This window comes from Alistipes sp. D31t1_170403_E11 (genome assembly GCF_015553985.1).
Classification (GTDB): Bacteria; Bacteroidota; Bacteroidia; order Bacteroidales; family Rikenellaceae; genus Alistipes; species Alistipes montrealensis.
Genome location: NZ_JADNHQ010000002.1, coordinates 673,623 through 697,022, shown reverse-complemented (window position 1 = coordinate 697,022; position 23,400 = coordinate 673,623). Strand labels below are relative to the sequence as shown.

The 23,400-nt window shown below is 59.3% G+C and carries 17 protein-coding genes and 1 tRNA gene; 9 read left to right on the top strand and 9 right to left on the bottom strand.

Going from position 1 to position 23,400, the window contains the following annotated elements; translation table 11 throughout:
- Positions 1 to 2 precede the first annotated feature (2 nt).
- Both I2E69_RS06220 and I2E69_RS06215 read right to left on the bottom strand, forming a co-directional pair.
- Positions 3 to 308: a helix-turn-helix domain-containing protein gene (locus I2E69_RS06220; protein WP_195459953.1), complete on the bottom strand. Its 306-nt coding sequence runs from the start codon at positions 306 to 308 to the stop codon at positions 3 to 5.
- A gap of 656 nt (positions 309 to 964) precedes the next feature.
- Complete coding sequence (locus I2E69_RS06215; RefSeq protein ID WP_195459952.1) at positions 965 to 2,836, bottom strand: ABC-F family ATP-binding cassette domain-containing protein; 1,872 nt, start codon at positions 2,834 to 2,836, stop codon at positions 965 to 967.
- 298 nt (positions 2,837 to 3,134) lie between these two features.
- Here I2E69_RS06215 and I2E69_RS06210 point away from each other — a divergent pair, with 298 nt between their 5' ends.
- From I2E69_RS06210 to I2E69_RS06195, 4 genes are all read left to right on the top strand, one after another.
- Positions 3,135 to 7,832 (top strand): translocation/assembly module TamB domain-containing protein, encoded by a 4,698-nt coding sequence (locus I2E69_RS06210; protein ID WP_195459951.1) that lies wholly within the window; start codon positions 3,135 to 3,137, stop codon positions 7,830 to 7,832.
- Positions 7,829 to 10,141 (top strand): BamA/TamA family outer membrane protein, encoded by a 2,313-nt coding sequence (locus tag I2E69_RS06205; protein WP_195459950.1) that lies wholly within the window; start codon positions 7,829 to 7,831, stop codon positions 10,139 to 10,141. The genes I2E69_RS06210 and I2E69_RS06205 overlap by 4 nt, the downstream gene beginning before the upstream one ends.
- 938 nt (positions 10,142 to 11,079) lie before the next feature.
- Complete coding sequence (locus tag I2E69_RS06200; protein ID WP_195459949.1) at positions 11,080 to 11,454, top strand: hypothetical protein; 375 nt, start codon at positions 11,080 to 11,082, stop codon at positions 11,452 to 11,454.
- Between the two features lie 135 nt (positions 11,455 to 11,589).
- Positions 11,590 to 11,677: transfer RNA gene (locus tag I2E69_RS06195), tRNA-Ser, on the top strand.
- A gap of 146 nt (positions 11,678 to 11,823) precedes the next feature.
- Here I2E69_RS06195 and I2E69_RS06190 read toward each other — a convergent pair.
- The 6 genes from I2E69_RS06190 to I2E69_RS06165 all read right to left on the bottom strand — a co-directional run bounded on the left by I2E69_RS06190 (position 11,824) and on the right by I2E69_RS06165 (position 15,878).
- Complete coding sequence (locus I2E69_RS06190; RefSeq protein WP_195459948.1) at positions 11,824 to 12,438, bottom strand: flavodoxin family protein; 615 nt, start codon at positions 12,436 to 12,438, stop codon at positions 11,824 to 11,826.
- 146 nt (positions 12,439 to 12,584) lie between these two features.
- Complete coding sequence (locus I2E69_RS06185; protein ID WP_195459947.1) at positions 12,585 to 12,833, bottom strand: hypothetical protein; 249 nt, start codon at positions 12,831 to 12,833, stop codon at positions 12,585 to 12,587.
- Positions 12,834 to 12,938: 105 nt separating this feature from the next.
- Positions 12,939 to 13,418, bottom strand: coding sequence for a hypothetical protein (locus I2E69_RS06180; RefSeq protein WP_229095398.1), 480 nt, complete (start codon positions 13,416 to 13,418; stop codon positions 12,939 to 12,941).
- Positions 13,415 to 13,921 (bottom strand): hypothetical protein, encoded by a 507-nt coding sequence (locus I2E69_RS06175; RefSeq protein WP_195459946.1) that lies wholly within the window; start codon positions 13,919 to 13,921, stop codon positions 13,415 to 13,417. Before I2E69_RS06175 ends, I2E69_RS06180 begins: the two co-directional genes overlap by 4 nt.
- The gene (gene ubiE, locus I2E69_RS06170; RefSeq protein ID WP_195459945.1) at positions 13,918 to 14,637 is read right to left on the bottom strand and encodes a bifunctional demethylmenaquinone methyltransferase/2-methoxy-6-polyprenyl-1,4-benzoquinol methylase UbiE; all 720 of its coding nucleotides are present in this window, start codon (positions 14,635 to 14,637) and stop codon (positions 13,918 to 13,920) included. Before ubiE ends, I2E69_RS06175 begins: the two co-directional genes overlap by 4 nt.
- The gene (locus I2E69_RS06165; protein ID WP_195459943.1) at positions 14,634 to 15,878 is read right to left on the bottom strand and encodes an ABC transporter permease; all 1,245 of its coding nucleotides are present in this window, start codon (positions 15,876 to 15,878) and stop codon (positions 14,634 to 14,636) included. The genes ubiE and I2E69_RS06165 overlap by 4 nt, the downstream gene beginning before the upstream one ends.
- A gap of 167 nt (positions 15,879 to 16,045) precedes the next feature.
- Between I2E69_RS06165 and I2E69_RS06160 the strand changes: the two genes are divergently transcribed.
- The 5 genes from I2E69_RS06160 (at position 16,046) to I2E69_RS06140 (ending at position 21,421) form a co-directional block, all read left to right on the top strand.
- A complete protein-coding gene (locus tag I2E69_RS06160; RefSeq protein WP_195459941.1) occupies positions 16,046 to 16,789 on the top strand; it encodes an SDR family NAD(P)-dependent oxidoreductase in 744 nt (247 codons plus the stop codon).
- Between the two features lie 110 nt (positions 16,790 to 16,899).
- Positions 16,900 to 17,664 carry a zinc metallopeptidase gene (locus I2E69_RS06155; RefSeq protein WP_195459939.1) on the top strand — a complete coding sequence of 255 codons (765 nt, stop codon included), beginning with the start codon at positions 16,900 to 16,902 and terminating at the stop codon, positions 17,662 to 17,664.
- 4 nt (positions 17,665 to 17,668) lie between these two features.
- Positions 17,669 to 19,261, top strand: coding sequence for a hypothetical protein (locus tag I2E69_RS06150; RefSeq protein ID WP_195459938.1), 1,593 nt, complete (start codon positions 17,669 to 17,671; stop codon positions 19,259 to 19,261).
- Positions 19,258 to 20,763 carry an MBOAT family O-acyltransferase gene (locus I2E69_RS06145; protein ID WP_195459937.1) on the top strand — a complete coding sequence of 502 codons (1,506 nt, stop codon included), beginning with the start codon at positions 19,258 to 19,260 and terminating at the stop codon, positions 20,761 to 20,763. Before I2E69_RS06150 ends, I2E69_RS06145 begins: the two co-directional genes overlap by 4 nt.
- A gap of 7 nt (positions 20,764 to 20,770) precedes the next feature.
- The gene (locus I2E69_RS06140) at positions 20,771 to 21,421 is read left to right on the top strand and encodes a phosphatase PAP2 family protein (RefSeq protein WP_195459935.1); all 651 of its coding nucleotides are present in this window, start codon (positions 20,771 to 20,773) and stop codon (positions 21,419 to 21,421) included.
- Positions 21,422 to 21,460: 39 nt separating this feature from the next.
- Here I2E69_RS06140 and I2E69_RS06135 read toward each other — a convergent pair whose 3' ends face one another.
- Positions 21,461 to 23,287 (bottom strand): DNA/RNA non-specific endonuclease, encoded by a 1,827-nt coding sequence (locus I2E69_RS06135; protein ID WP_195459933.1) that lies wholly within the window; start codon positions 23,285 to 23,287, stop codon positions 21,461 to 21,463.
- Positions 23,288 to 23,400: the final 113 nt, after the last annotated feature.

Sequence of the window (23,400 nt, the reverse complement as noted above, 5' to 3'; positions counted from 1 at the left end):
GTTCACCGTTTTTTGGAAACCCTTTCCCCGACCACGAGTTTGGCATCCTGAAGGGCACGCCCCAACTCGTCGTCCTTAGCCACAAGCAATAAATCTTTTTCCAAGCCAAGGATAGCCAGCACCCGGAAATAGTGTCCCATTGCAACCCCCTCTTCGCCCCGCTCAATCTTGGTCAGGGTGTTACGGGATATTCCGGCACGCTCGGACACCTGCTCCGAGGATAATTCCCGGCGTAGGCGTGCCAGTTTTATATTTTCGCCCAGAGCCGTAAGTGTCTTCCGTTGGCTCGGCAGTAATGCCCGTTTCATAGCATAACATTAATTATCTTGTGCAAAGATAAGTATTATTGCTCAAAATAATTAGCATTATATAAATTTATTTTTTGTAGCTATTTGCGAACATTTGTTCTTGGAGGAATTAAGCAATAACGAACGCTAATATATGACATTCCGCTGTTATCGCAAAGCACATTGAGCGATTACGATTTCGCCAAATACTCATAGGCAGGAAATATCCGGACAACCTTTCATAAACAAAATTGAAATTCAGAAAATTATTACGCAATTCCAAGCAGTGTTCATTTTTTTAGTCCGTTCACGATTAGTAAACAAACAAGAAACAATGAACAATTAATGAAACACTGCATAAAAATTTCAGACACGATGCAATATTTAATTTATAAAACCGTATCTTTGCGCTTGTAATAGGTTCTTTCAGAACGATTAGGCCTGAATTAGTTTTGTATCCAAATCGTAACCTACTTGAGAAAGGCATCTGTCAAATATTTGATCTTAGGATATTTAGGAGAATAGGTTCATAGTCCTCCCTCTCCGCCAGGGAAAGCGCCACGAGGCGATAACAAAATGCCAAATCCTGCAAGTTCAACGACTTGCAGGATTTTTATTTATTCCTGTCAGACTTCCGAAAGACCCAAAAAACCAATCCCAGGCCTCCGGCCGCCTCCCTACCGTTCGCTCAACTCCAACCAGCGCATGGTTTTTTCGTCGATCAGACCGATCAACTGCGCAATCCGCTCCGACTGGGCCGTCAGTTCGGCTATCGAGAGCGTTCCCGACGACATCGACGTTTCCAAGGCCGCCTTCTCGGCCTCCAGGGCGGGGATCTCGGTCTCCAATACTTCCAGTTCGCGTTTCTCGTTGAACGAAAGTTTGCGCGGGGCCGCATCGGAGGTTCCGGAGCGCGACGACTGCACTTTGGGCCGCGCCTGCGCCTCCTCACTCCGGCGTGCCGACTCATATTCACGTTTCCACGCCACGTATTCCGAATAAGTTCCCGCAAAATCCTTGATCTCGCCTCCGCCGCAGAATACGAGCAGGTGGTCGGCGACCTTGTCGACGAAATAGCGGTCGTGCGACACGACGATCACACACCCCTTGAAGGCTCCCAGATACTCCTCCAGAATACCGAGCGTAACAATATCCAGGTCGTTCGTCGGCTCGTCCAGCACCAAAAAATTCGGATTGCGCATCAGCACCGTGCAAAGGTACAGACGCCGCCGTTCGCCGCCGCTCAACCGCGCCACAAAATTATATTGAGTCTCGGGCGTAAAGAGGAAATACTGCAGGAACTGCGACGCGCTCATCTTCCTTCCGTCGCCCAGGTCGATCTGTTCGGCGATCTCCGTCACCACGTCGATCACGCGCATCCGCTCGTCGAATTCCAGTCCCTCCTGACTGTAATAGCCGAACCGGACCGTTTCGCCGACATCGATCACACCGCTGTCGGGCCGTTCGATTCCCGTGAGCAGCTTCAGGAACGTCGATTTCCCGCAGCCGTTGTCGCCGACGATTCCCAGCTTTTCATAACGGGTGAAATTGTAATTGAATTTATCGAGAATCTTCAATTCGCCGAAGCTCTTGCAGACATCCCGGGCTTCGAATATCTTGGTTCCGATACGCGAGGCCTTGACATCGAGACGCACTTCGCCCCGGTTCCGCGTCGATTGCAGGCGCGATTCGAGATTGTGAAAGGCATCGATCCGCGCCTGCGCCTTCGTGGCCCGCGCCTGGGGCTGGCGGCGCATCCACTCCAGCTCCCGGCGGTAGAGATTCAGTTCGCCGGCCCGCAGTGCGGCCTGCGCCGTCTCGCGTTCCTGCTTCTTCTCCAGATAGTAGGAATAGTTTCCCGCATAGTGGTAAATCCGCCCGTCTTCGATCTCAAGAATATCGCTGCACACTTTATCCAGAAAGTAGCGGTCGTGCGTCACCATCAGCAGACCGGCACTGCTCGCAGCAAGATACTCCTCCAGCCATTCGGTCATATCGGTGTCGAGGTGGTTGGTCGGCTCGTCGAGAATCAGCAGGTCCGATTCGCTGATGAGCACGTTGGCCAGCGCCACACGTTTGAGCTGCCCGCCCGAAAGCGTCTCGATACGCTGGTCGAAATCCCTGATTTTTAAACGCGAGAGAATCTGTTTAGCCCGTAGTTCGTAATCCCACGCTTCGAGGGCGTCCATGCGGGCCATCGCCTCCTGCAATCCCCCGCCCGACGGATCGGCGATTGACCGTTCGTATTCGGCGATTGCTTTCAGCGCCGGGTTGTCGGAGTAAAAACAGGCTTCGAGAACGGTCAGACCCGCCGGGTAGGCCGGGCTCTGCTCCAGATAGGCGATGCGCAGGTCGCGGCGCGGCACGATCGAACCGCCCTCATGGCTTTCGCGCCCCGCAATGATATTCAGCAGCGTCGTTTTCCCCGTACCGTTTTTGGCGACAAGGGCGGTACGACGGCCGTCTTCGACGGCAAACGATATATTTTCGAAGAGCACCAGGTCGCCGAACGATTTGGTGAGGTTCTCCACTTGCAGACAACAGGCCATAGCGTGAATTTTGAATATGCAAAGCTACGCAAAAATCCCGAACTGCCGCTGCCGCCCGGCCAAAACGACACGTATCGAATGGAAAACCCCGGTCCTCTGAATGCGGAAGCGACGATCCGAGCCCCGTGAAATGACGGGAAATACCTCGAATAGGTCCGTTTGTTCGGAAGATTCCGTTGTTCGGGAGGCGTTTTTTTTGTAATTTGCGGCGATTTTACCGGTTTCGGGCAAAACATTCCTGCAATCATGCGCCAACGGTTTGACCTTTGCAGGATTACGAAACAGGGAAATTCCGCAAATGCTGAAAAAGATACTCAAATATACGCTCCGGACACTGCTTGTCCTGCTCGTCGTGCTGCTGCTGGTCCCTGCGCTGCTCTACGTCCCCGCGGTCCAGAACCTGGTCCGGCGCCGGGCGGTCGATTATGCATCCCGCGCCCTCGGGATGGATTTGTCGGTCGAGCGCATCCGCCTCGCCTTCCCGCTGCGGCTGACGGTCGACAACACCTTGCTGGTCGACAAATCCGACACGCTCCTGCGCTGCGGCAAACTCTCGCTCGATGCGGCCCTGTGGCCGCTGGTCCGGAAAGAGGTCGTCATCCGGGACTTCGCATTGGAACACCTCGCCGCCCACTACAAGGACTCGCTGGCGGGCATGGACATGCGCATCGCCGCCGGGGAACTCTCCCTAAAAACAGCCAAAGCCGACCTTTCGTCCCAGACGGCTGACATCGCCCGGATTGTCCTCTCCGGCGCGGACATCCGGCTGGACCTGACCGAAGCCGCCCCCACGGAGAAAACGGACAGCACCGCCGCCCTGCCGTGGACAATCGGCGTCGGACGACTCTCGGTCACCGACCTGGCTTTCGGGATGCGAACCTCGCCCGCCGTCTCCGAACTCTCCGTCCAGCTGGCCGACGGCACAGTGGACACATGCCGGGTGCAACTCGACAGCCAGCAGGTCCGCGTGCAAAGCGTCCTGCTCAACCGGGGCGACTATTCCTACCTGACGGGGCCCGCCGGGTCCGAAGAAATACCCGAAGAGACAACGGCTCCGGAGTCCGCAGCGCCATCCATGCCGTGGACCGTCCGGGTCGGCAGCATTGCCCTGACCGGCAACAGCGCCGAATACGGCCGACTGCACCACCGTCCCGCCGCCGGATTCGACCCGGCGTTCATCGCCGTCGCACCGCTCGACCTCACCGTCGACTCGGTTTACAACCGGGGTGCGGACATCGCCCTACGGATCCGCCGGATGGCCTTCACCGAACGCTGCGGGCTCTCGGTCCGCGACCTGACCGGAAGCATCGGCATGGACGCTGCGGGCATCTCCCTCTCCGGCGTCGACCTGCAAACCGACCTTTCCCGAATCCGGGCCGACCTCTCCGCCGGACCCAGCATCCTGAAAATGGAGCCGGATTCACCGCTCGACGCCAGCCTTTCGGCCGACCTGAATACGAAAGACGTAAAACGCCTCTTTCCGGCGGCAATCCCGCCCGTGCTCAACGACCGGGTCGTCCGGATGACCTTCACCGCGACAGGGACGCTGGCCGACATTGCAAAAACACAACTCGACGTTTCGTCGCCCGGACATATCGCCCTGCGGGCAGACGGAGCGGCAAAGAACGCGCTCGACCCCGACCGGATGGAAGCCTCGGCCCGTTTCGAGGGAAATTTCACGGACCTCTCGTTCCTGAAGGCATTGCTGCCCGACTCGGCCTTGCGCCGCCGTGTGGCAATCCCCCGACAAATCCGGCTCCGCGGATCGGCGGGAGCAGACAAGGGTGCATTCTCGGTCGCATCGACACTCTCGGCCGACGGCGGCGAACTGGCCCTGAAAGGACGCCTCGACCCCCGCAAGCAAACCTACGACGCCGAACTGCGGTGTGACAGCCTCCCGCTCAACCGGTTCCTCCCGGCCGATTCGCTGGGTATCCTCGACTTGTCCGTGCTGGCCCGCGGCGCGGGGTTCGACCCATTCCAGTCCCGAACCCGGGCGAGTCTCCGGGCCCAGATCGACCGCGCGGAGTACCGCGGACACGATTTCGGAGGTATCGAACTGGATGCCGCACTCGACAGCCAGCGCTTCACCGGACGGCTCTCCGACCGCGACGAGGCCCTCCGGCTGTTGCTGCTCGTTTCCGGAACGCTGACCCCGCAGCAACAGCACATCGACCTTTCGGGCAACGTCTTCAGCTTCGACCTGGCCGCACTGGGCTTCACCCCCGAGCCCATCGGCGGATCGTTCGCGCTGAAAGCCGACGCATCCGCCGCCGGAAAAGGCAATTACGCCGCCCGCATCGCCTTCGACAGCCTCGAAATCCGGAACAAATACCGCACGGACCACATCCGTCCGACGAGCGTCGCGTTCCGTACCGACACCGTCTCGACCCGGGCCGAAGCATCCTCCGGCGACCTTGCACTGACGTTTACCTCCCCCGACCCCCTCGACTCGCTGATCGCGGCCCTGAGCCGGAGCGCCGGGGTGCTGGCGCAGCAGATCAGCGCCCAGAGCGTCGACATGGAGCAACTGAAACCCGCACTGCCCGATTTCCGGCTGCGAATCGCTGCGGGGCGCGACAACATCCTGAACAGTTTCCTCAGAGCCCGCAACATCTCCTTCGGCAAACTCGCCGTCGAGGGGGACAACTGCGACTCGCTGCCCGTGTCGGTCCATATGCGTACTGAACGGCTGGCCTACGGAAGCGTCGTCCTCGACACCGTGACAGCCGGCATTTTCCAGCAGGGCAACCGGCTGAAATACGCCCTTCGGCTGGCGAACGCTCCCGGAAACCTCGACAACATAGCCGTCGCGGGGCTGTACGGACACATCGTGCAAAATACAGGGCAGGTCAACCTTTACCAGCAAAACCAGGCCGGGCGGGAAGGCTTCCGCTTCGGATTCGACGTAGCGTGGAACGACAGCCTCGTCCGGGCCGGCATGACGCCCTTAAATCCCTTGTTCGGATTCGAACCGTGGAGCGTCAATCCCGGCAACTACTTCGTCTACCGGTTCGACAAACGCCTGGAAGCCGATCTCGACCTCACCCACGGCGACCAGCGGGTCGCGCTCCATACGACTCCGGGCGACGGATCGGCCGACGATATCCGGCTCGACATCGCCGGACTGAACATCGGTTCGGCCCTGGGGTTGTTCCCCTCGGCCCCGCCTGTAGACGGTGTGCTGGGGGCGAACATCGCCCTGGACCTGGCAACCGACAGCCTCTCGCTCCGGGGCGGCCTCTCGGTGGCGGAACTGACCTACGACAAACAACGTTTCGGCAACGTCGACCTCGGGCTTTTCTACAAACAGGACCAGGGACATCTCGCCGACGCACGCCTGACGCTCGACGGCGCCGAGGTGCTCTCCGTCCGGGGAAACTACCGCACCGGGCGCGAAAGCCCGCTCGACCTCACGGTGACCGTCCCGGGTTTCCCGCTGCAACAGGCCAACGTTTTCCTGCCTGCCGACCTGCTCCGCCTTTCGGGCAGCCTGCAGGCGAAAATCCATGCAGGCGGCACGCCGGACCGGCCCAAACTCGACGGAGGGGTACGGTTCGCACAGACCGACATCCGCGTCCCGATGATCGGCACGTCGTTCCGCCTCTCGCCCGACACCATCCGCATCGCCGGCAGCCATATCCTGTTCAGCGATTACGCCCTCTACGCCCCGAACAAGAAAGCGCTGACGATCGACGGCGAGGCTAACCTCTCCGACTTCAGCCGCATGACCGCCGACCTCGCACTGCGGGCCTCGGATTTCCAGGTCGTCAACGTGGCCCGCAAAGCCGGCACGGCGGTCTACGGCAAGGCCTACCTCGACCTCGACGCGACAGCCAAAGGACCGCTGGACGAACTCGTCGTCCGCGGCAACGTCGCCCTGCTGGGCGGCACGGACATCAACTACGTCATGCAGGACTCTCCGATGGACGTGAAGGAGCGCCCGCAGAACATCGTGACATTCGTCTCGTTCAGCGACCTGGACACCCAGATTCCGGACGAAGCTCCCCGGGAAGTCCGGATCGGAGGCATGGACGTACAGGTCAACGTCGACATCAACAACGACGTGCAGGCCGCCGTCGATCTCTCCGCCGACGGCAACAACCGCATCGACCTCAAGGGCGGCGGCAACCTGACCTACACGATGAATCCGCTGGGCGACGTGCGCCTTTCGGGGAAATACGTGCTCTCGGGCGGAACCGTACGCTACAACCCGCCCGTCATCTCGCAGAAAATCTTCAAGATCACACCGGACAGTTACGTCGAATGGATCGGCAACATCGCCGACCCGGCGTTCAACATCACGGCCGTCGAGACTGTCCGGGCCAACGTCTCCTCCGACGGGCAGGACAACCGCCCGGTCAACTTCGACATCTCGATCAACATCCGCAATTCGCTCAACGATCTCGAAGTAAGTTTCGGGCTCGCCGCTCCCGAGGACCTCACCATGCAGAACCAGCTCAACTCGCTCACCGCTGAGCAGCGCGCCAACCAGGCGATGAACCTTTTGATATACAATACCTACACCGGCCCCGGAACGACCGCCAAGGTAAGTTCCGAAAATCCGCTCAACTCGTTCATCCAGAAAGAACTGAACCAATGGGCGCAGAACAACCTCAAGGGCGTCGACCTCAGCTTCGGCATCGACTCTTACGGGCAGGACGACCCCAACGGCCAGCGCACCGACTACTCCTACCGGCTCTCGAAGAACCTCTTCAGCAACCGCGTGCGCGCAGTTATCGGCGGCAAGTTCAGCACCGACGCCGATCCGTCGCAAAACCTCAAAGAGAACCTGATCGACGACATTTCGCTGGAATACATGCTCACCAAACGCGACAACATGTACCTGAAGGTGTTCCGCCATACGGGCTACGAGAGCATCCTCGAAGGCGAGATCACCGAGACGGGCGTGGGTTTCGTCATCCGCAAGAAGCTCTCGCGGCTGGGCGACCTGTTCAAGCCGACGCGGCCCAAAACCAAAAAAACGAAAAAATGAGTCCGCAGCACATTCGAAATATCGTCCTGTTCATTTGCGCCGTGCTGTTCGCGGCGGCCTGCTCCACGACCCGGCGGCTGGGAGCGGACGAAGTGCTGTATACCGGCGTGAAGAAAATCCGCATCGAGCCCGACTCGGGCGTCGTGCTCACCGCAGCAGCCGAATCCGCCGTGAAAGAACCCCTCTCCGTCGCCCCCAACAACCCGCTTTACAGCCCCTACATCCGCACCCCGCTGCCTATCGGGCTGTGGGCCTACAACTACCTCTATACACCCAGGGAGAAAGGGTTCAAGTACTGGTTCTACAAACGGTTGGCCAAGCAGCCGGTGCTGATCTCCAAGGTCCAGCCGCAACTGAGGACCAAGGTCGCCGAGCAGGTCCTCGAAAACTACGGCTATTTCGGCTCCCGGGCCGCAGATTCGCTGCTCTACCGCAAGCAGGGCCGCAAAGCCAAAGTGTACTATACACTCGACATCGCCCCCGCGTGGCACTATTCGTCCATCTCCTACCCCGAAGTCGACGGCGGCATGCGCCACCTGATCGACAGCCTTTACGCCACCTCCCTGCTGCGCACGGGAGCGCAGTACAACCTCGACAGCCTCACGCTCGAACGCAGGCGCATCTCCCAGTTGCTCCGCAACCGGGGCTACTACTATTTCCGCCCCGAATACATGGAATACCTGGCCGACACGACCGGCGGAGGGCGGCGGGTCGCCCTGCGCCTGAACCTCAAGTCCAACCTCCCGCCCGTGGCGCTCAAACCCTACCGGGTGGGCAGTGTCACGGTCCGGCTGACCAACATCAAGCCCGGACCGGCAGACACGCTGCGCCTGAAAAATGCAACGGTTATCGCCCAGAAGCCGCTGAAAATCCGTCCCAAAATCCTCTCCCGGGCCCTCACGCTCGAACCCGGACAACTCTTCACCGTAGACGCCCAGAACCAGACGCAGACCGAACTCAACAAACTGGGCGTCTTCCGCTCGGTCAACCTGAGCGTCACACCGCTCGATTCGCTGCGCGGCGCCGATACGCTCGACGTGGCGATCGACGCCCAGTTCGACTACCCGCTGGAAGCGGCCCTGGAAACCGACGTAACCTCCAAGTCGAACAGCTTCATCGGCCCGGGCATCACCTTCCGGGTCAGCAACAACAACCTGTTCCGCGGCGGCGAGGTCCTGGCCGTGAAACTCAACGGCTCGTACGAATGGCAGACCGGCAACAAAAACTCCGGCGGACAATCTTCGCGGCTCAACTCCTACGAACTGGGCCTGAATGCAAACCTCAGCATCCCGAGGCTGCTGCTCCCCCGAAGCATGACGCGGCGGCTGAAATACCCCGCCGGAACGACCTTCCAACTGGGCGTCGACCTGATGAACCGTCCCAGTTTCTTCCGGCTGATCGCATTCAGCGGTTCGGCGGGCTATAACTTCCAGACCTCGCCTTACAGCCACCATTCGCTGACCGTATTCAAGCTCACCTATAATAAACTCCTGCATACGACCGAGTCGTTCGACAAGACGATGGATGAGAACCCGGCCATCGCCATGAGTTTCCGCAACCAGTTCGTGCCCTCGATCAACTACACCTACACCTTCGACAAAACCTACGGCGCCACGGGCAACCGCCGTTTCTACTGGCAGAACAGCGTCACCTCGGCGGGCAACCTCCTTTCGGGCATCCTGCGGGCCTTCGGCCAGCGGCAGCCGCAAACCCTCTTCGGCAACCGCTTCTCGCAGTTCGTCAAGGAGGTCAGCGAAGTGAAGTTCTACCACCGCCTCGGACGCCGGAACAACTGGCTGGCGACACGTTTCCTCGTCGGCGTGGGCTACGCCTACGGCAACTCCGAAGTGATGCCTTACAGCGAACAGTTCTACATCGGCGGCGCCAACAGCATCCGGGCCTTCACCATCCGGTCGCTGGGACCGGGCAGTTACCGTCCGCCCGCCGACGACCGCAACGGCTACCTCGACCAGACGGGCGACTTCAAGCTGGAGGCCAACGTCGAATACCGCTTCGGCATCATGGGACGGCTCAACGGCGCCGTATTCCTCGACGCGGGCAACATCTGGCTGTTGAAAAGCGACCCCAAGCGCCCCGGCGCCGAACTGAAGTGGAAAGGGCTGCTCGACGAAATTGCACTCGGAACGGGTTTCGGACTGCGCTACGACATCAGTTACCTGGTCATCCGCGCCGACCTCGGCATCGGACTGCACACACCCTATCCCAATCCCGACAAGAAAGGCTACTACAACATCTCCAGTTTCAAAGACGGGCTCGGGTTCCACCTCGCCATCGGCTACCCGTTCTGATTTCCCGGACCTGTTTTCAGCCCGAACCGCCCTCGCACCCGAGGGCTGAAACCCGTTCTCAGGCACAGCAGGCCGGGCCGGAAGCAATCCGGGCCGGCTTCAGTAAAAATGTTTTGCCCGGCATGTATGGAATCCCGGAAATTCGTCTACATTTGTAACCTTATATTGCGTCTCTGTACATTTAAACCTAATCCGGTTCCACCACACATGCAAAACGATTTCCTCACGCTGATCCCTGAGTACATTCCTCAATATTCGGCACGACGTTCGGGGAGGTCCTCGGCATCCATATTTTCGATGACCCGAACATCGGTGGCGAAGAAAAGGCGCCACTGAAAAAGGGACAGGATGCCTCGTTCGAAACCGACTTCGACTCCGACAAGGACAATGCGCTGACTGCGGGATGCAGTTACTTTATGACTAAACCCATAAAAAAACAGGAACTCATACAACTGCTCTCCATCCTCTTGCCGCGGGTCTAAAAACCACCTCCGCAGATTAAACGCCCGGTTTTACGAATTGTAAAACCGGGCGTTTTTCAGTCCCACACCGGATAAACCGCCCCGCCCCGAATTTCGACATACCCCGGCATAGCGACCACCCCTGTCCCGGCATATATCATATTGATTCCATCTCCAAAACAACTTTTCAACCCCCGAACCATGCAAATTTTTGATTTATGTAATTAAATAACTTATTAGTAAATTTAACCTTAAGGATTAGGGTTGTAGTTGCCCGTGCAAATTCTAATCTGCACTTTTGTTTTAATCCACTCTCTATGAGGGACAAAAAGCCAACGATGACTACAACTCTTCCCGAAACATCGCATGCCTCGCAAATATTGCTTATCAATAGATCCAAACCTCCGTCATCGCCGTTTCAGCGAACCTGTGGTAGTTTTTGTTGGCTGTATATCAACCAATTCAAATTATTACACCATGTACGTACCCGAACACCTGAAATGGCGCATCCTGATTGCGCGAATCCTCAAATCGTTCTATTTCGAGAACGAAAACTCCAGCCGTAACCTCAAGCGGGTCTTCGAGAGCTTCGGCAGGTATCTGCTCGGCACGACCTACGACACCTTCCTGGGTTACCTCAACAAGGAGAAATACGACCTCTCCGATCTGAAACTGCCTTCGTTCATCGTAACGGCCCTCGGGCTGCTCGACGACCTGCGGATCACCTGCGATCACCTCCACGCCCGCAAGCCGAACGCCTCGTGGACTCCGGTAGAAATCGTCGAGGAACTGCTCGCCGTCGTACGCGAAAGGGCGAAAAAGAGCCCCAACCGTAAAATCCACATCGACTGATCCGGGCAGCCCCGACACCACTCCTGCCATCAACCGCACCCAACGCCAAACGCCCCTGCAAACAGCCCCGCGACAGAAAAAAAGGGTCTCAATTTGCAGAATCGGGAAATATTGCGTACTTTTGGAGCGCCTTTCGGAAAGATGCAGGAGTGGTTGAACTGGCCCGCCTGGAAAGCGAGTAAACCCCTAAAGGGTTTCAGGGGTTCGAATCCCCTTCTTTCCGCAACACGGAAATGCAAAGGAAAAGGTTGCAACAATCGTTGCAACCTTTTTGTTTTTTCCCATTTACGGACACCTCCGGCCGGATCGGGGATCGACGAGCGGCAACGCGGAACGAAGCAAAGTCAACTCCCTCGTCGCGCCCCTTTTCTACCTGATAAAACTCGTCACGATCCGCTCTTCCGATTCGGGACGATCTTCCGAAGCCCGAGGCCCGCCCCGAAGCATCCGCGCCATGTTGCGGGCCAGGACGCGCATCGTCTGCAATCCTTCGCCATCCTGCGCCGCCTCGCCCGGCAGCCGTCCGTGCACGCTGTTCCAATACTGCGACGATACGACAGGCATGTTCGAAATCGTGAAATACTTGTTCAGCCGGTCAAACGTCGCGCTCGCTCCGCCCCGGCGGCATACGGCCACCGCTGCTGCGGGCTTGTAGGCCAGCAGCGGTCCGCAGGAGTAGAACACGCGGTCGAGCAGGGCGCACAGCGATCCGTTCGGCCCGGCGTAGTAAACCGGCGAGCCGACCACCACGGCATCCGCCCCGGCGAGTTTCTCACGAACTTCGTTATAAAGCGCGTCGTTGAAGACGCAACGTCCCAGTTCGGCACACTTCCCGCAGGCGATGCACCCCTGCACGGCTTTGGTCCCGATGGAAACGATCTCGGCGGCGACACCCTCCGATTCGAGTGTACGGGCCACTTCGGACAATGCGATAAACGTATTCCCCTCCCGATGGGGGCTTCCGTTGATAAGCAATACTTTCATAATTACAGGTTTTACCACAAAATTAAACATTTTTCCCGTTCCCGGTGCACATTTCGCACCGAACGAAAAAAACGCACGGTCCGACCGCACGGCAACAAAAAAGGGGGATTCCTAAGAATCTCCCTCACTCTCAATCCTAACCTCGATTACTTGTTGGCCTCGGCCTTCTCGCAGCAAGCGGTCTTCTCAGCGCAGGCAGCGGTCGAATCAGCCTTCTCAGCGCAGCAAGCAGCCGTCGAATCGCACTTCTCAGTGCAGCCGGCGCAGGCAGCAGCCTCGGTAGCGGTTGCCTGGGCAGCAGCAGCGCCTTCGGCAGCCTTCTTGTTCGAATTGCCACAGCAGCTTACCATAGCGACGGCAGCCAGAACAACGACAAAAGAGAAAATCTTTTTCATAGCGTTAAATCTTTAATTATGAGTTATTCTATTAACGCAGCAAAGTTAGATATTCGCCCGAAAAAAGCAAAGAAAAATGAAATATTTTTCAAAAACGGGCTTTTATTAGTCTAAAAGGTTGGAAATCGGGGATTTTTCCTTCTTCAACTGCTTCAGGAAGGCTTTCGGGAATGTCGCCGACACACGGCCTTTGAGCATGATAGCCTCCTCCTTGGTCAGGCAATTGCCCGCCGAAACGATGAAATAGGGAATTTCATAATCCACGTAAACTTTCACGTCGGGATAGGTCTCCTCGAAAAGCGCCTTGGCCGCAAAAGCCCCGTCGCGCGCCGAAGGCCCGTTGTCCGAGAAGACACAGACCCGGTGATAACCCTCGAAGTAGAGGCGCTGCCCGGCATGTGCAGCGTCGGCCACGGCACGTGCGGCATCGCCGTGCTCGGTAACATGCACCTGCGCCCGGCCGAAAAGGGTCGCTCCGGGCGCGGGTTCCGCCAGACGCTGTTTGAAAGCATCGAGCGACTGCGCGTGCGCACAAACGGCCGCGCACAGGAGGGTTAGCGTAAGAAACAACAATCTGCGCATCATTTCAAATAGTTTTTAACATCCTGAATCGTAAGGCCAAAGGTATTCAAAAATTCCGACAACGGCATCCTCTCACGCGAAATTTTCACGGGAGCCGGGCCTCCGCGCCCCTCTACGGCATACGACACCGCAACCTGCGACAAGTCGCCCGACTGCACTTTTTTCGCCAGGACATAGACCGCCAGCGGGTCGGAAATCTTCAGCCGCCACAGGGTCCGGAAACTGTCCGTCGTCCGGCGCGGCACTTCGACCGCCTCACGCAGCACGACCGAACCCACGCGGCCGCCGGCGTAGTAAATCCCGATCTCCGCCGCATCGAGCACCAGTTTGTAACCCGTGTTGTTCATCACCCTCACAACGACCTCGGCGCCCGTCAGTCCCTGGCGTTCGACCTTCTCGATCCCCTCGAAGCGGATGTTGCGCTGGGCTTTCTCGACAGCGCGGCGGCACGAGGACATCGACACCACCACCGCCAACAGCAATACGTATATTAAATATCGTTTCATTTTTCACCTATATATATCTGTGCAATGCCGAAACTCTGGCTCCGGGCCCGGCACTTGCCGAATCCCGCTTGGGCCATCATCTCCAGGAAGACCTCCGGGGCCGGAAACTCCCCGACCGAAGCCGGAAGATACTCGTAAGCCTGCTTGTCGCGCGACACCAGTCCGCCGATGCGGGGCAGGATTTTGTAGGAATAAAATTCGTACAGCGCCCGGAACGCCCGGTTGCGGGGCCGCGAGAACTCCAGGATAACGACTTTACCCCCCGGTTTTATTGTGCGGGCCAGTTCGCGCAGCCCGGCTGCGAGGTCCCCGAAGTTGCGCACCCCGAAGGCCACCGTCGCCACATCGACCGACGCGTCGGCCACGGCAAGGTGCTCGGCGTCGCCGCGGTCGAGGACGATGCGGTTGTCCAGCCCCCGGGCTTCGACCTTGCGGTGCGCCACGGCGAGCATCTGCTCCGAAAGATCCACTCCGAGCACCTGCACGTCGCGGATGCGGCGGGCCATAGCGATCGCCAGATCGCCCGTTCCGGTCGCCACGTCCAGGATGCGGCGAGGCTTCGTGCGGCGCACCTCGTTTACCACGCGGCGGCGCCACACACGGTCGATGCTCATCGAAAGCGTATGGTTCAGCAGGTCGTATTTCGACGCGATGTTGTCGAACATCTCGCGCACCTCTTCTTTCTTGGTCCGGTCTGTATTATTGTATGGTTTCATTCGTATCTTATCGTTTCTTCCGGTTTCACCGTAGAGACCACGGCCGTCGGGATCACCAGCAGGGCCACAATCGCCGCGACGAACCCCGCATTGAGAGCCAGCCACCAGCCCCATCCCAGCGCCACGGGCACTTCTGAGAGCAGGTAACCTTCCGAACTGAGTTTCACCACATGCGTCCACTTCTGCACGAGGCACAACAACAGCCCGACGGCATTGCCCCATGCCAGTCCGCGCAGGGTTACCAGCGCCGCCCGCCAGAGGAAAATGTGCCGCAGTTCACCGTTGCGCATCCCGAGAGCCTTCAGCAGGCCGATCATCCGCGTCCGCTCCAGCACGAGGATCAGCAGCGCCGAGGTCATGTTGAAAAAGGCCACGACCAGCATGATCACGATGATCACCGCGGCATTCACGTCGTGCGCCTTCAGCCAGTCGAAAATATTGGCATAGCGCTCCCTCACGCTCGTCACGGCGAGGTTCCCGGAATCGTCGGAATCATCGTACAACAACGTCCGGCCCAGCGTCCGGGCGAACGTGTCGGCATCGGCCAGGTCGCTCGTCAGGATCTCGTAACCCGAAATTTCGTCCGGCCCCCACTCCGAGAGCCGCTGCACGTTGCGGATGTCCGTAACGACCACGACGCCGTCCATCTCCTCCATTCCCGACGCATAGACGCCCGCCACCTTGAACCGGTCGCGGCGGGGCATCTCGCCCGGTTCGACGAACAGCATCTCGACCTTGTCGCCCACGCCGAGCTGCAATTCGTCAGCCAGCGAGCGCGACAGCAGGATATCCTTCGTGCGGACCGAATCGCCCACGCGGGGCAACTCTCCTTCGACGAGCCATTCCCGGAAATACGACCAGTCGTAATCCGCCTCGACGCCTTTGAGCATCACCTCGCCTACGGCGTCCGCCGTGCGGACGATGCCGCCCTTCACGGCGTAAGGGGCCATCGCCACAAACCCGTCGGTCGCGCGGATCAGGTCCTCGACATGCGCGCTGCGATGCACCGGCTGCGCATCGAGGGCATTGACGCCCCGCACGTCGGTCACCGAAACATGGGCCGCAAAACCCGTCATCTTGCGCGCCACCTCGCGTTTGAAACCCATGATAACGGCCATCGCAAGGATCATCACCGCCATCCCCAACGCCACCGACACCACGGCTATACGCTCCATCACCCCGGGCTTGTTCCCGGGGGTAGGTTTTGCCATGCGGCGGGCAATGAAAAAGGCGAGATTCACGGCTGCGCTATTTTATCGAAAATTTGTACAAAGTAACATATAAATTTCGTATTTTTGGTGTCGTAACGACACTTTTTATCAGTCGGAAGGTTTTACGGAACCATACGTGATTCTGTCTTGCAAGCCATTCGACTTTTTCATATCTTTGCGGAAAATAAAAGGTTTATATGCAAAAACAGGCATTGATAACAGGAGCCACTTCGGGCATCGGACGCGCCACGGCGCTCCGGCTGGCCAAGGAGGGTTACGACATCACCGCCACGGGCCGCCGCGCCGACCGGCTCGCGACATTACGGGCTGAAATCGAGGCGGCAGGCGGCCGCTGTACGACACTCGTGTTCGACGTACGCTCCGAAGAGGAGGTGCGCCGCAACCTCTCTCCGCTCGAACGCATCGACCTGCTGGTCAACAACGCGGGCCTCGCCGCCGGACTGGAACACATCGACCGGGGCGACACGCGCGACTGGGACGCCATGATCGACACCAACGTCAAGGGCCTCCTCTACGTCACGCGCGTCGTCGCTCCCAAAATGGTCGCCGCGGGCCGGGGACATATCTTCAACATCGGTTCGATCGCCGGCACGGAGCCGTACGAGAACGGTGCGGTCTACTGTGCTTCGAAGCACGCCGTGCACGCCATCTCGCAGTCGATGCGCGCCGACCTGCTTTCAGCCGGCATCAAGGTGACGGAGATCCGCCCGGGCATGGTCGAAACCGAATTTTCCGAAGTGCGGTTCCACGGCGACCGGGCGCGCGCCGATGCGGTTTACAAGGGCGTCGAACCCCTCACCGGCGAGGATATTGCGGAAGCAATTGCATGGGCGGCACAATTACCCGCCCGCATGAACGTTAATGATATGGTACTAATGCCCTCGCAGCAGGCGGGCGCTCACTATACGTATAGGAAATAGTGCGTCGATTTCCAACCGGATTCCGCCGCAGGCAGGGGCCTGTGTGCCGAAAGCGGCAAACGCTTTCGCCCGTGATTTAAATTAAAAGAACAAAAAAGACACATACAACTATGGTACAACCCCTCATCACCCTGCTCCAGGCAGGCTATTACACCCAGGAGAGCGCCGGCGCCGGCTATTCGGCCGCAACGATGGGCATGTTCATCCTGATCATCGCCATCGGCGTCATCGGATTCATCGTGCAGGCGCGCCTGCAATCGGTATTCAAGAAGTACTCGAAAGTGCAGTTCCCCGGCGGGCTGACCGGCGCCGAAGTCGCCGAGAAGATGCTGCGCGACAACAACATCCACAATGTGAAGGTAACGCACGTGGGCGGACACCTCACCGACCATTTCAACCCGCAGACGATGACCGTCAACCTGAGCGATTCGGTCTACTCGTCGTCGAGCGTCGCCGCAGCGGCCGTTGCGGCCCACGAGTGCGGCCATGCCGTGCAGCACGCCCGCGGTTACGCCCCGCTGACGCTCCGCTCGCAACTGGTTCCCGTCGTGCAGTTCGCGTCGTCGGCCGCCACATGGATCATCATCCTGGGACTCATCATCCTCGCCTCGACACAGAACGAACTGCTGTGCTGGATCGGCGTGGCCATGATCGGCATGTCGGCCGTCTTCTCGATCGTCACGCTGCCCGTCGAATACAACGCCTCGGCCCGCGCCGTGGAGTGGCTCCAAACCAGCCATACGATGCAGGGCGCACAGCTCGCCCAGGCCAAGGAAGCCCTTTCGTGGGCGGCCCGCACCTATCTCGTGGCGGCGCTCAGCGCCATCGCTTCGGTACTCTACTACGTCTTCCTGATCCTCGGACGGCGCGACTAAACCGATGAACAACCCCGAAAAAGACTGCACCCACCACAGTTGGCTGGCGGCCGTGGCACTCGTCGCAGTGCTTGTGGCCGTAAGTTTCATACCCCCGCAGAGCGTCGGGAGCGTGAAACTCCGCCGTGCCAACATCCTCTCGGACATCCTCGCGTTCGACGATACCGCCGTCTCCGAACCCGCTTCGGAACCGGCGCTCTTCGACGAGGAGGAGTTCCGCATCGACATGGCGGCCGTTGCCGAACGGATCGAGGCCGACACCACCCCGCACGAAGTGCAGACCACCTACGAGTGGCTCCTGGCGCAGGATACGGTCCGCCGCGAACGTATCATCCCCGACTCGGCGCGTTTCGTCCCCACGCCGGTCCCCATCGAAGACTTCAGCGACAGCGGACGCATCAGGGCCTTCTGCGACACGCTGCTCAACGCCGTGCGCCCCGTGCGCATCGCATTCCTGGGCGACTCGTTCGTCGAAGGAGACATCCTCACCGCCGACCTGCGCGAACGGCTCCAGACAGCCTTCTCGGGCAGCGGTACGGGATTCGCCCCGATGGCCTCGCCCCTGACGGCTTTCCGCCGCACCGTCAAAACCCAGTCGAAAGGCTGGACGGCCTACAACATCATGCAGCGCAAAGCGGCTCCCGAACGCCTGCGCGAAAACTTCTACGTCTCGGGCTGGGTCTGCCAGCCCGCCGCCGGAGCCTCGACCCGTTGGGAAAGCACCGACTACCGCAAACGGCTCGACTCGTGCACCACGGCACGCATCCTCTTCCTCTCGCCCAACGACAGCCGCGTCGAGGTGACGCTCAACGACGGCGAGAGCCGCGAGTTCGATATCCCGGGCAACGCCGCCGTGCGTCAGATCAGGGTCTCGGCCCCGCATATCCGCTCGCTCGCCTTCAAGGTGATTTCCGGTACAGAGGACTTCGTCGGCTACGGTGCGATCTTCGAAGACGGCGGTGTCGTCGTCGACAACTATTCGGTGCGCAGCAACAACGGCCAGGCGATGTTCTGGACCAATCCGTCGGTCAACGCCCAAATCAACGCCATGCTGGGCTACGACCTGGTGATCCTCCAGTACGGGCTCAACATCATGCAGCCGGGCGTAACGAACTACACCAACTACGCCGCACAGATCGAGAAGATGATCGCCTACGTCCGCCAGTGCTTCCCGGGCGCCGCGGTGCTCGTGCTGGGCGTCAGCGACCGCTCGGTGAAGACCGACGCCGGATTCGAACCGATGGACGCCATCCCCCACATGCTCGACTACCAGCGCGGCGCGGCCCGGAACACAGGCGCAGCCTTCTGGCCCACGTGCGACGCGATGCGCGCTTTGGGCGGCATGGAACAGTTCGTCAAGAACGGCTGGGCGGGCAAGGACTACACCCATATCAACTACGCGGGCGGCCGCCGCGTGGCGTGGGCCCTGTTCGACGCCATCAACGCCGGGGTCTGCGAAGTTTACGCCGAACAGCAGATCGCCGAACAACGCCGCCGCACGGAACAGGCCGTTCTCGACTCGGTACGCAAAGCCGCCGTCGACCGCCGCATTCTCCCGGCCTCGGCCCCCGAACTCCTTAATTCGCCCCTGCAATGACCTTTCCTGCGACGGACGGAATCACAGACAAGCTCCAGGCGTTGTTTGCCTACGATGCTTCGTCGCCGCTGATTTTCAGCAGCGGGCTGTTCCTGTTCCTCTTTGCAGGTTTTTTGCTTATATACAGCGCATTCCGTCGCGCGCCGATGGCCCGTATCGTCTACGTCATCCTCTTTTCACTCTACTTCTATTACAAGTCGAGCGGAGTCTATTTCCTGCTGCTCGTCTTCGCCGCGGTGAGCGATTTCCTGATCGCCCAAGGCATCTACCGGGCACGCCTCAAGTGGACGAAACGCTGGCTGGTGGTGCTGAGCATAGCCGTGAACCTCGGCATGCTGGGGTACTTCAAATACACGAACTTCCTCATCGACATCTCCAACCAACTGTTCGGACAGGGCTTTCTCCAGTTCCAGAACATCTTCCTCCCGGTCGGCATCTCGTTCTTCGTTTTCCAGTCGATGAGCTATACCATCGACATTTACCGCGGTCAGTTAAAACCTTTGTCCAACTGGCTCGACTATCTCTTTTATCTGTCGTTCTTTCCGCAGCTCGTCGCCGGCCCGATCGTCCGCGCCCGCGACTTCATCCCGCAAATCCGGCAAAACCCGATCGTCGTCACGAAAGAGATGTTCGGAACGGGCGTTTTCCTGATCCTCACGGGATTGTTCAAAAAGGCGATCATCTCGGACTATATTTCGCTCAACTTCGTCGACCGCATCTTCGACGAACCGCTCCTCTACTCGGGATTCGAGTGCCTGATGGGCATTTACGGCTATGCGCTGCAAATCTACTGCGACTTCTCGGGCTACTCCGACATGGCCATCGGCATCGCCCTGCTGCTGGGATTCCGCTTCCCGAAGAACTTCGACGCACCCTACAAGTCGGCGACGATCACCGAGTTCTGGCGGCGGTGGCACATCTCGCTCTCGACGTGGCTGCGCGATTATCTTTACATCTCATTGGGCGGCAACCGCAAGGGCCGCATCCGCACCTACGGCAACCTGCTCCTTACGATGCTGCTGGGCGGACTGTGGCACGGCGCAGCGGTGCGCTTCATCCTCTGGGGCGGCCTGCACGGCGTAGCCCTCGCACTGCATAAACTCTGGATGGCAGTCGTCCCGGGCGCCAAAGCCACCGGGGCCCAGATGCACTGGTGGAGCCGCATAGCAGGCATCGTCGTGACGTTCAACATCGTCTGCCTGGGCTGGCTGATGTTCCGCGCCGAGTCGATGCAGACCGTTTCGCTGATGCTGCACCAGATATTCTACAACTTCAACGCCGCAATGATTCCGCAGGTCGTGACGGGGTATGCCGCCGCTTTCGCACTGATCGCCGCGGGTTACGTCCTCCATCTGCTGCCGGCTACGGTCGACGCCGTCGCCCGGCGCATCGTGGTCCATGCACCGCTGGTCTTGCAGGTCGTGATGGCCGCGGCCATGATCTGGTGCGTTATGCAGATCAAATCCAGCGACATACAGCCCTTCATCTACTTCCAATTTTAGCTGAACGATGTACGACTTTGACCATCAACTCTTTCTCGCACTGAATTTCGACGGAGGCCCCGCCGTGGACCGCCTGATGCTGATCATCTCCGGCACGACGATGTGGCTTCCGCTGTATGCGCTGATCCTCTGGCTCGTATGGCGCCGGGGCGGACTGCGCAACGTAATAATATTCACCCTGCTGATGATCGCCGCACTGGCCCTTTCGGACATGGTTTCAGGCATCTTCAAGCACAACGGCCTGCTGGGCGGACTGATGCCCGACTTCGAGCCGCGCTGGCGGCCGATGTTCACCCCGGCGCTCGAAGGACTCGACATCGCACCCGATTCGCTGCGCAAACTGCGCTGGCTGACGCCCGACTCGCTCGCCGCAGCCGGCATCGCCCACGACTGGACGGTGCACGTCCCCATCGAAGCTGTCAGCGGCCGCTACGGAACCGTCTCGGCCCACGCCGCCGTCATCGTCACGCTCGCCGTACTGTCGGCCTCGGTCATCCGCCGCAAGTGGTTTACCTGGCTGATGGTCTTCGCCACGCTGCTGATCTGCTACTCGCGCATCTACCTGGGAAAGCACTTCCCGATGGACCTCGTGTGGGGAACGGCAGTCGGCATCGCGCTGGGCTGGGCCGCCTCCTGGGCCTACCGGAAATTATCCTGATCGAAAAAGAGCTGAACCTAAAGTTCAGCTCTTTTTCGATCAGTACCACGCCGAAAGCGTGCCCTTTCTGCTCTTGGCGGCATCGGGAATCCCCGGGAAGAATTTCATCCCCATCGCCGTCTCGATCTCCGATATGGGAACGATAAACTGATCCAGTTGCGACTTGTCCGTCGCCGTGCTCTTCGTCAGGCTCTCGACCCAGAAGGCGATGGTCTCCAGTTCATCGGCCGTGCATTCCTGAATGGGTTTGCCCACCTGTACCGTTTTCTTGCGCACGGCCATCTTGAACTGGCGGGTCGGCATGACGCAATCCTTCGAAAGCGAACTCAGCGCACCGTTGTTCGAAGCGTCCTTCTCCTTCCAGTTATTATCGTTCTCGTAATAGCATCCCGCCACGATGTAAAGCGTGTCGGCAGGAATCGTACCGCCCGAAATCGCCTCTTCGATATTGCCCCAGATCTTCCCGAAAGCACTCGGCTCGGAAGCCTGCGGCGCGACGTTGGTCGGGCGGAAGGTCTGCACGTTGATCTCCAGTCCTTTGCCGGGCCGCTCGCGCGACATGCAGAGGTGACCGCGCGACCAGTAACCGCTGCCATAAGCGCCTGTCACCAGATCGGCCGTCCAATACTGGTACGTGTCCCCGGTCGAAGAGGCGTAAATCTTCGACTGCTGCGACTCGGGAAGCGCCGGGTCGGCCGCCCACGGTTCGTCGGAACGTCCCGAACCCTCCATATAGCAACGGTGGTGCGGGTAGGCCACCCAGACGGGATTGTGGCGCCGCGTGTCGTAGCAATAGGTGTAGTTGCGCACACGCCTGCCGCTCGTTACGGTCGTGGTCCAGGTCGTATGCACGAACTGGTCGGCCGACGGGGATTCGAAGTTGGAGGGAAGCTCGGCCCAACGCAGGTCCGTACCCGCAACGGGATCGACCTCCTGACCGCCGCCGCCCGTCGTGAGGACGATATCGTCGAAATTCAGGCCATAGGTACGTTCCGTGCCCGTCGGGGCCAGGCGGATCGACAACTTCGCAACGGCCTGTTTGAGCGTGAAACCCACCGTCGCTTTGGCCCACGTGTTATAGGCCGAAGCACCCGTGTAGGCAAGCGGCCGCCAGACCGCGCCGTCGGCGCTCACCATCAGCGAAACGTCGGCCGCCGGGAAGATCGTCCCGAATGTCAGCGTATAATTGCGCTCGCCCTCCGGCAGCGTGATGTCGTGAATCGTGAAGTAATCGGTCGAGGCGTCGTAGAACATCTTGGCATAGGCTTTTCCCGAGGCTCCGGTATATTTGCCGGCCGAACCGAAGTTGTCGTTGTTGATGCGGACGTTGTTCACGGAATAGGTTACGGTCGATGCACCCGTGCCGGTCTGGGTCTTCCATTCGTCGTTGCTGCCAGCCCACACGCCATTCGTTCCGTTACCGAAATCGAGACTGAAAACCGTCTGGACGGGAACGTCCGCCTCCCGGAAGATTTCGACAGTCTGCTTCTTGGCGTCCGCACCCGTGCCGGCCGTAACGGTCAGCGTGCAGCGCACCCCCGCAGGCGCATCGGTAAACGCGATCGTAGCGTTGCCCGTACCGGAGGAAGGCGAGAACTTGAGTTTCGAATCGGGACACTCGGCCTTCCACGAAGCATTTGTCGTCACGGTGACGACATTCGATGAAGGTGAAGCCGGATCGTAGGTCAGGTCGGCCGGAGCGACCGAGAGGGTTACTTCAGTTTTCGGCGGCGGCGGCACTTCCGAAGAGTCGTCCCCTCCGCACGAAGCTAAAAGCAGCAGGCATCCCACGAATGCACCCAAGAGGCACGAAAGGAGGAAAGGGGAAACCAACGCGCTACGAAAAAGAGTAAAGAGTTGTTTCATAGTTCGTATTTTAGTTAGAGAAACAAATATAACGATAAAACAAGAATAAACAAAAACCGGGCACTGTTTTCCCGAACTGCGGTCATAGCGTCACAGCCGATTGCGAAAAAGAG

What these genes read in the sequence shown, in the direction of transcription:
- I2E69_RS06150 (WP_195459938.1), top strand. Translation starts at nt 17,669, where the DNA reads ATGAACAACCCCGAAAAAGACTGCACCCACCACAGTTGGCTGGCGGCC.
- I2E69_RS06135 (WP_195459933.1), bottom strand. Translation starts at nt 23,287, where the DNA reads ATGAAACAACTCTTTACTCTTTTTCGTAGCGCGTTGGTTTCCCCTTTC.
- I2E69_RS06200 (WP_195459949.1), top strand. Translation starts at nt 11,080, where the DNA reads ATGTACGTACCCGAACACCTGAAATGGCGCATCCTGATTGCGCGAATC.
- I2E69_RS06145 (WP_195459937.1), top strand. Translation starts at nt 19,258, where the DNA reads ATGACCTTTCCTGCGACGGACGGAATCACAGACAAGCTCCAGGCGTTG.
- I2E69_RS06220 (WP_195459953.1), bottom strand. Translation starts at nt 308, where the DNA reads ATGAAACGGGCATTACTGCCGAGCCAACGGAAGACACTTACGGCTCTG.
- I2E69_RS06180 (WP_229095398.1), bottom strand. Translation starts at nt 13,418, where the DNA reads ATGATGCGCAGATTGTTGTTTCTTACGCTAACCCTCCTGTGCGCGGCC.
- I2E69_RS06160 (WP_195459941.1), top strand. Translation starts at nt 16,046, where the DNA reads ATGCAAAAACAGGCATTGATAACAGGAGCCACTTCGGGCATCGGACGC.
- I2E69_RS06185 (WP_195459947.1), bottom strand. Translation starts at nt 12,833, where the DNA reads ATGAAAAAGATTTTCTCTTTTGTCGTTGTTCTGGCTGCCGTCGCTATG.
- I2E69_RS06215 (WP_195459952.1), bottom strand. Translation starts at nt 2,836, where the DNA reads ATGGCCTGTTGTCTGCAAGTGGAGAACCTCACCAAATCGTTCGGCGAC.
- I2E69_RS06140 (WP_195459935.1), top strand. Translation starts at nt 20,771, where the DNA reads ATGTACGACTTTGACCATCAACTCTTTCTCGCACTGAATTTCGACGGA.
- I2E69_RS06190 (WP_195459948.1), bottom strand. Translation starts at nt 12,438, where the DNA reads ATGAAAGTATTGCTTATCAACGGAAGCCCCCATCGGGAGGGGAATACG.
- I2E69_RS06155 (WP_195459939.1), top strand. Translation starts at nt 16,900, where the DNA reads ATGGTACAACCCCTCATCACCCTGCTCCAGGCAGGCTATTACACCCAG.
- I2E69_RS06205 (WP_195459950.1), top strand. Translation starts at nt 7,829, where the DNA reads ATGAGTCCGCAGCACATTCGAAATATCGTCCTGTTCATTTGCGCCGTG.
- I2E69_RS06175 (WP_195459946.1), bottom strand. Translation starts at nt 13,921, where the DNA reads ATGAAACGATATTTAATATACGTATTGCTGTTGGCGGTGGTGGTGTCG.
- ubiE (WP_195459945.1), bottom strand. Translation starts at nt 14,637, where the DNA reads ATGAAACCATACAATAATACAGACCGGACCAAGAAAGAAGAGGTGCGC.
- I2E69_RS06210 (WP_195459951.1), top strand. Translation starts at nt 3,135, where the DNA reads ATGCTGAAAAAGATACTCAAATATACGCTCCGGACACTGCTTGTCCTG.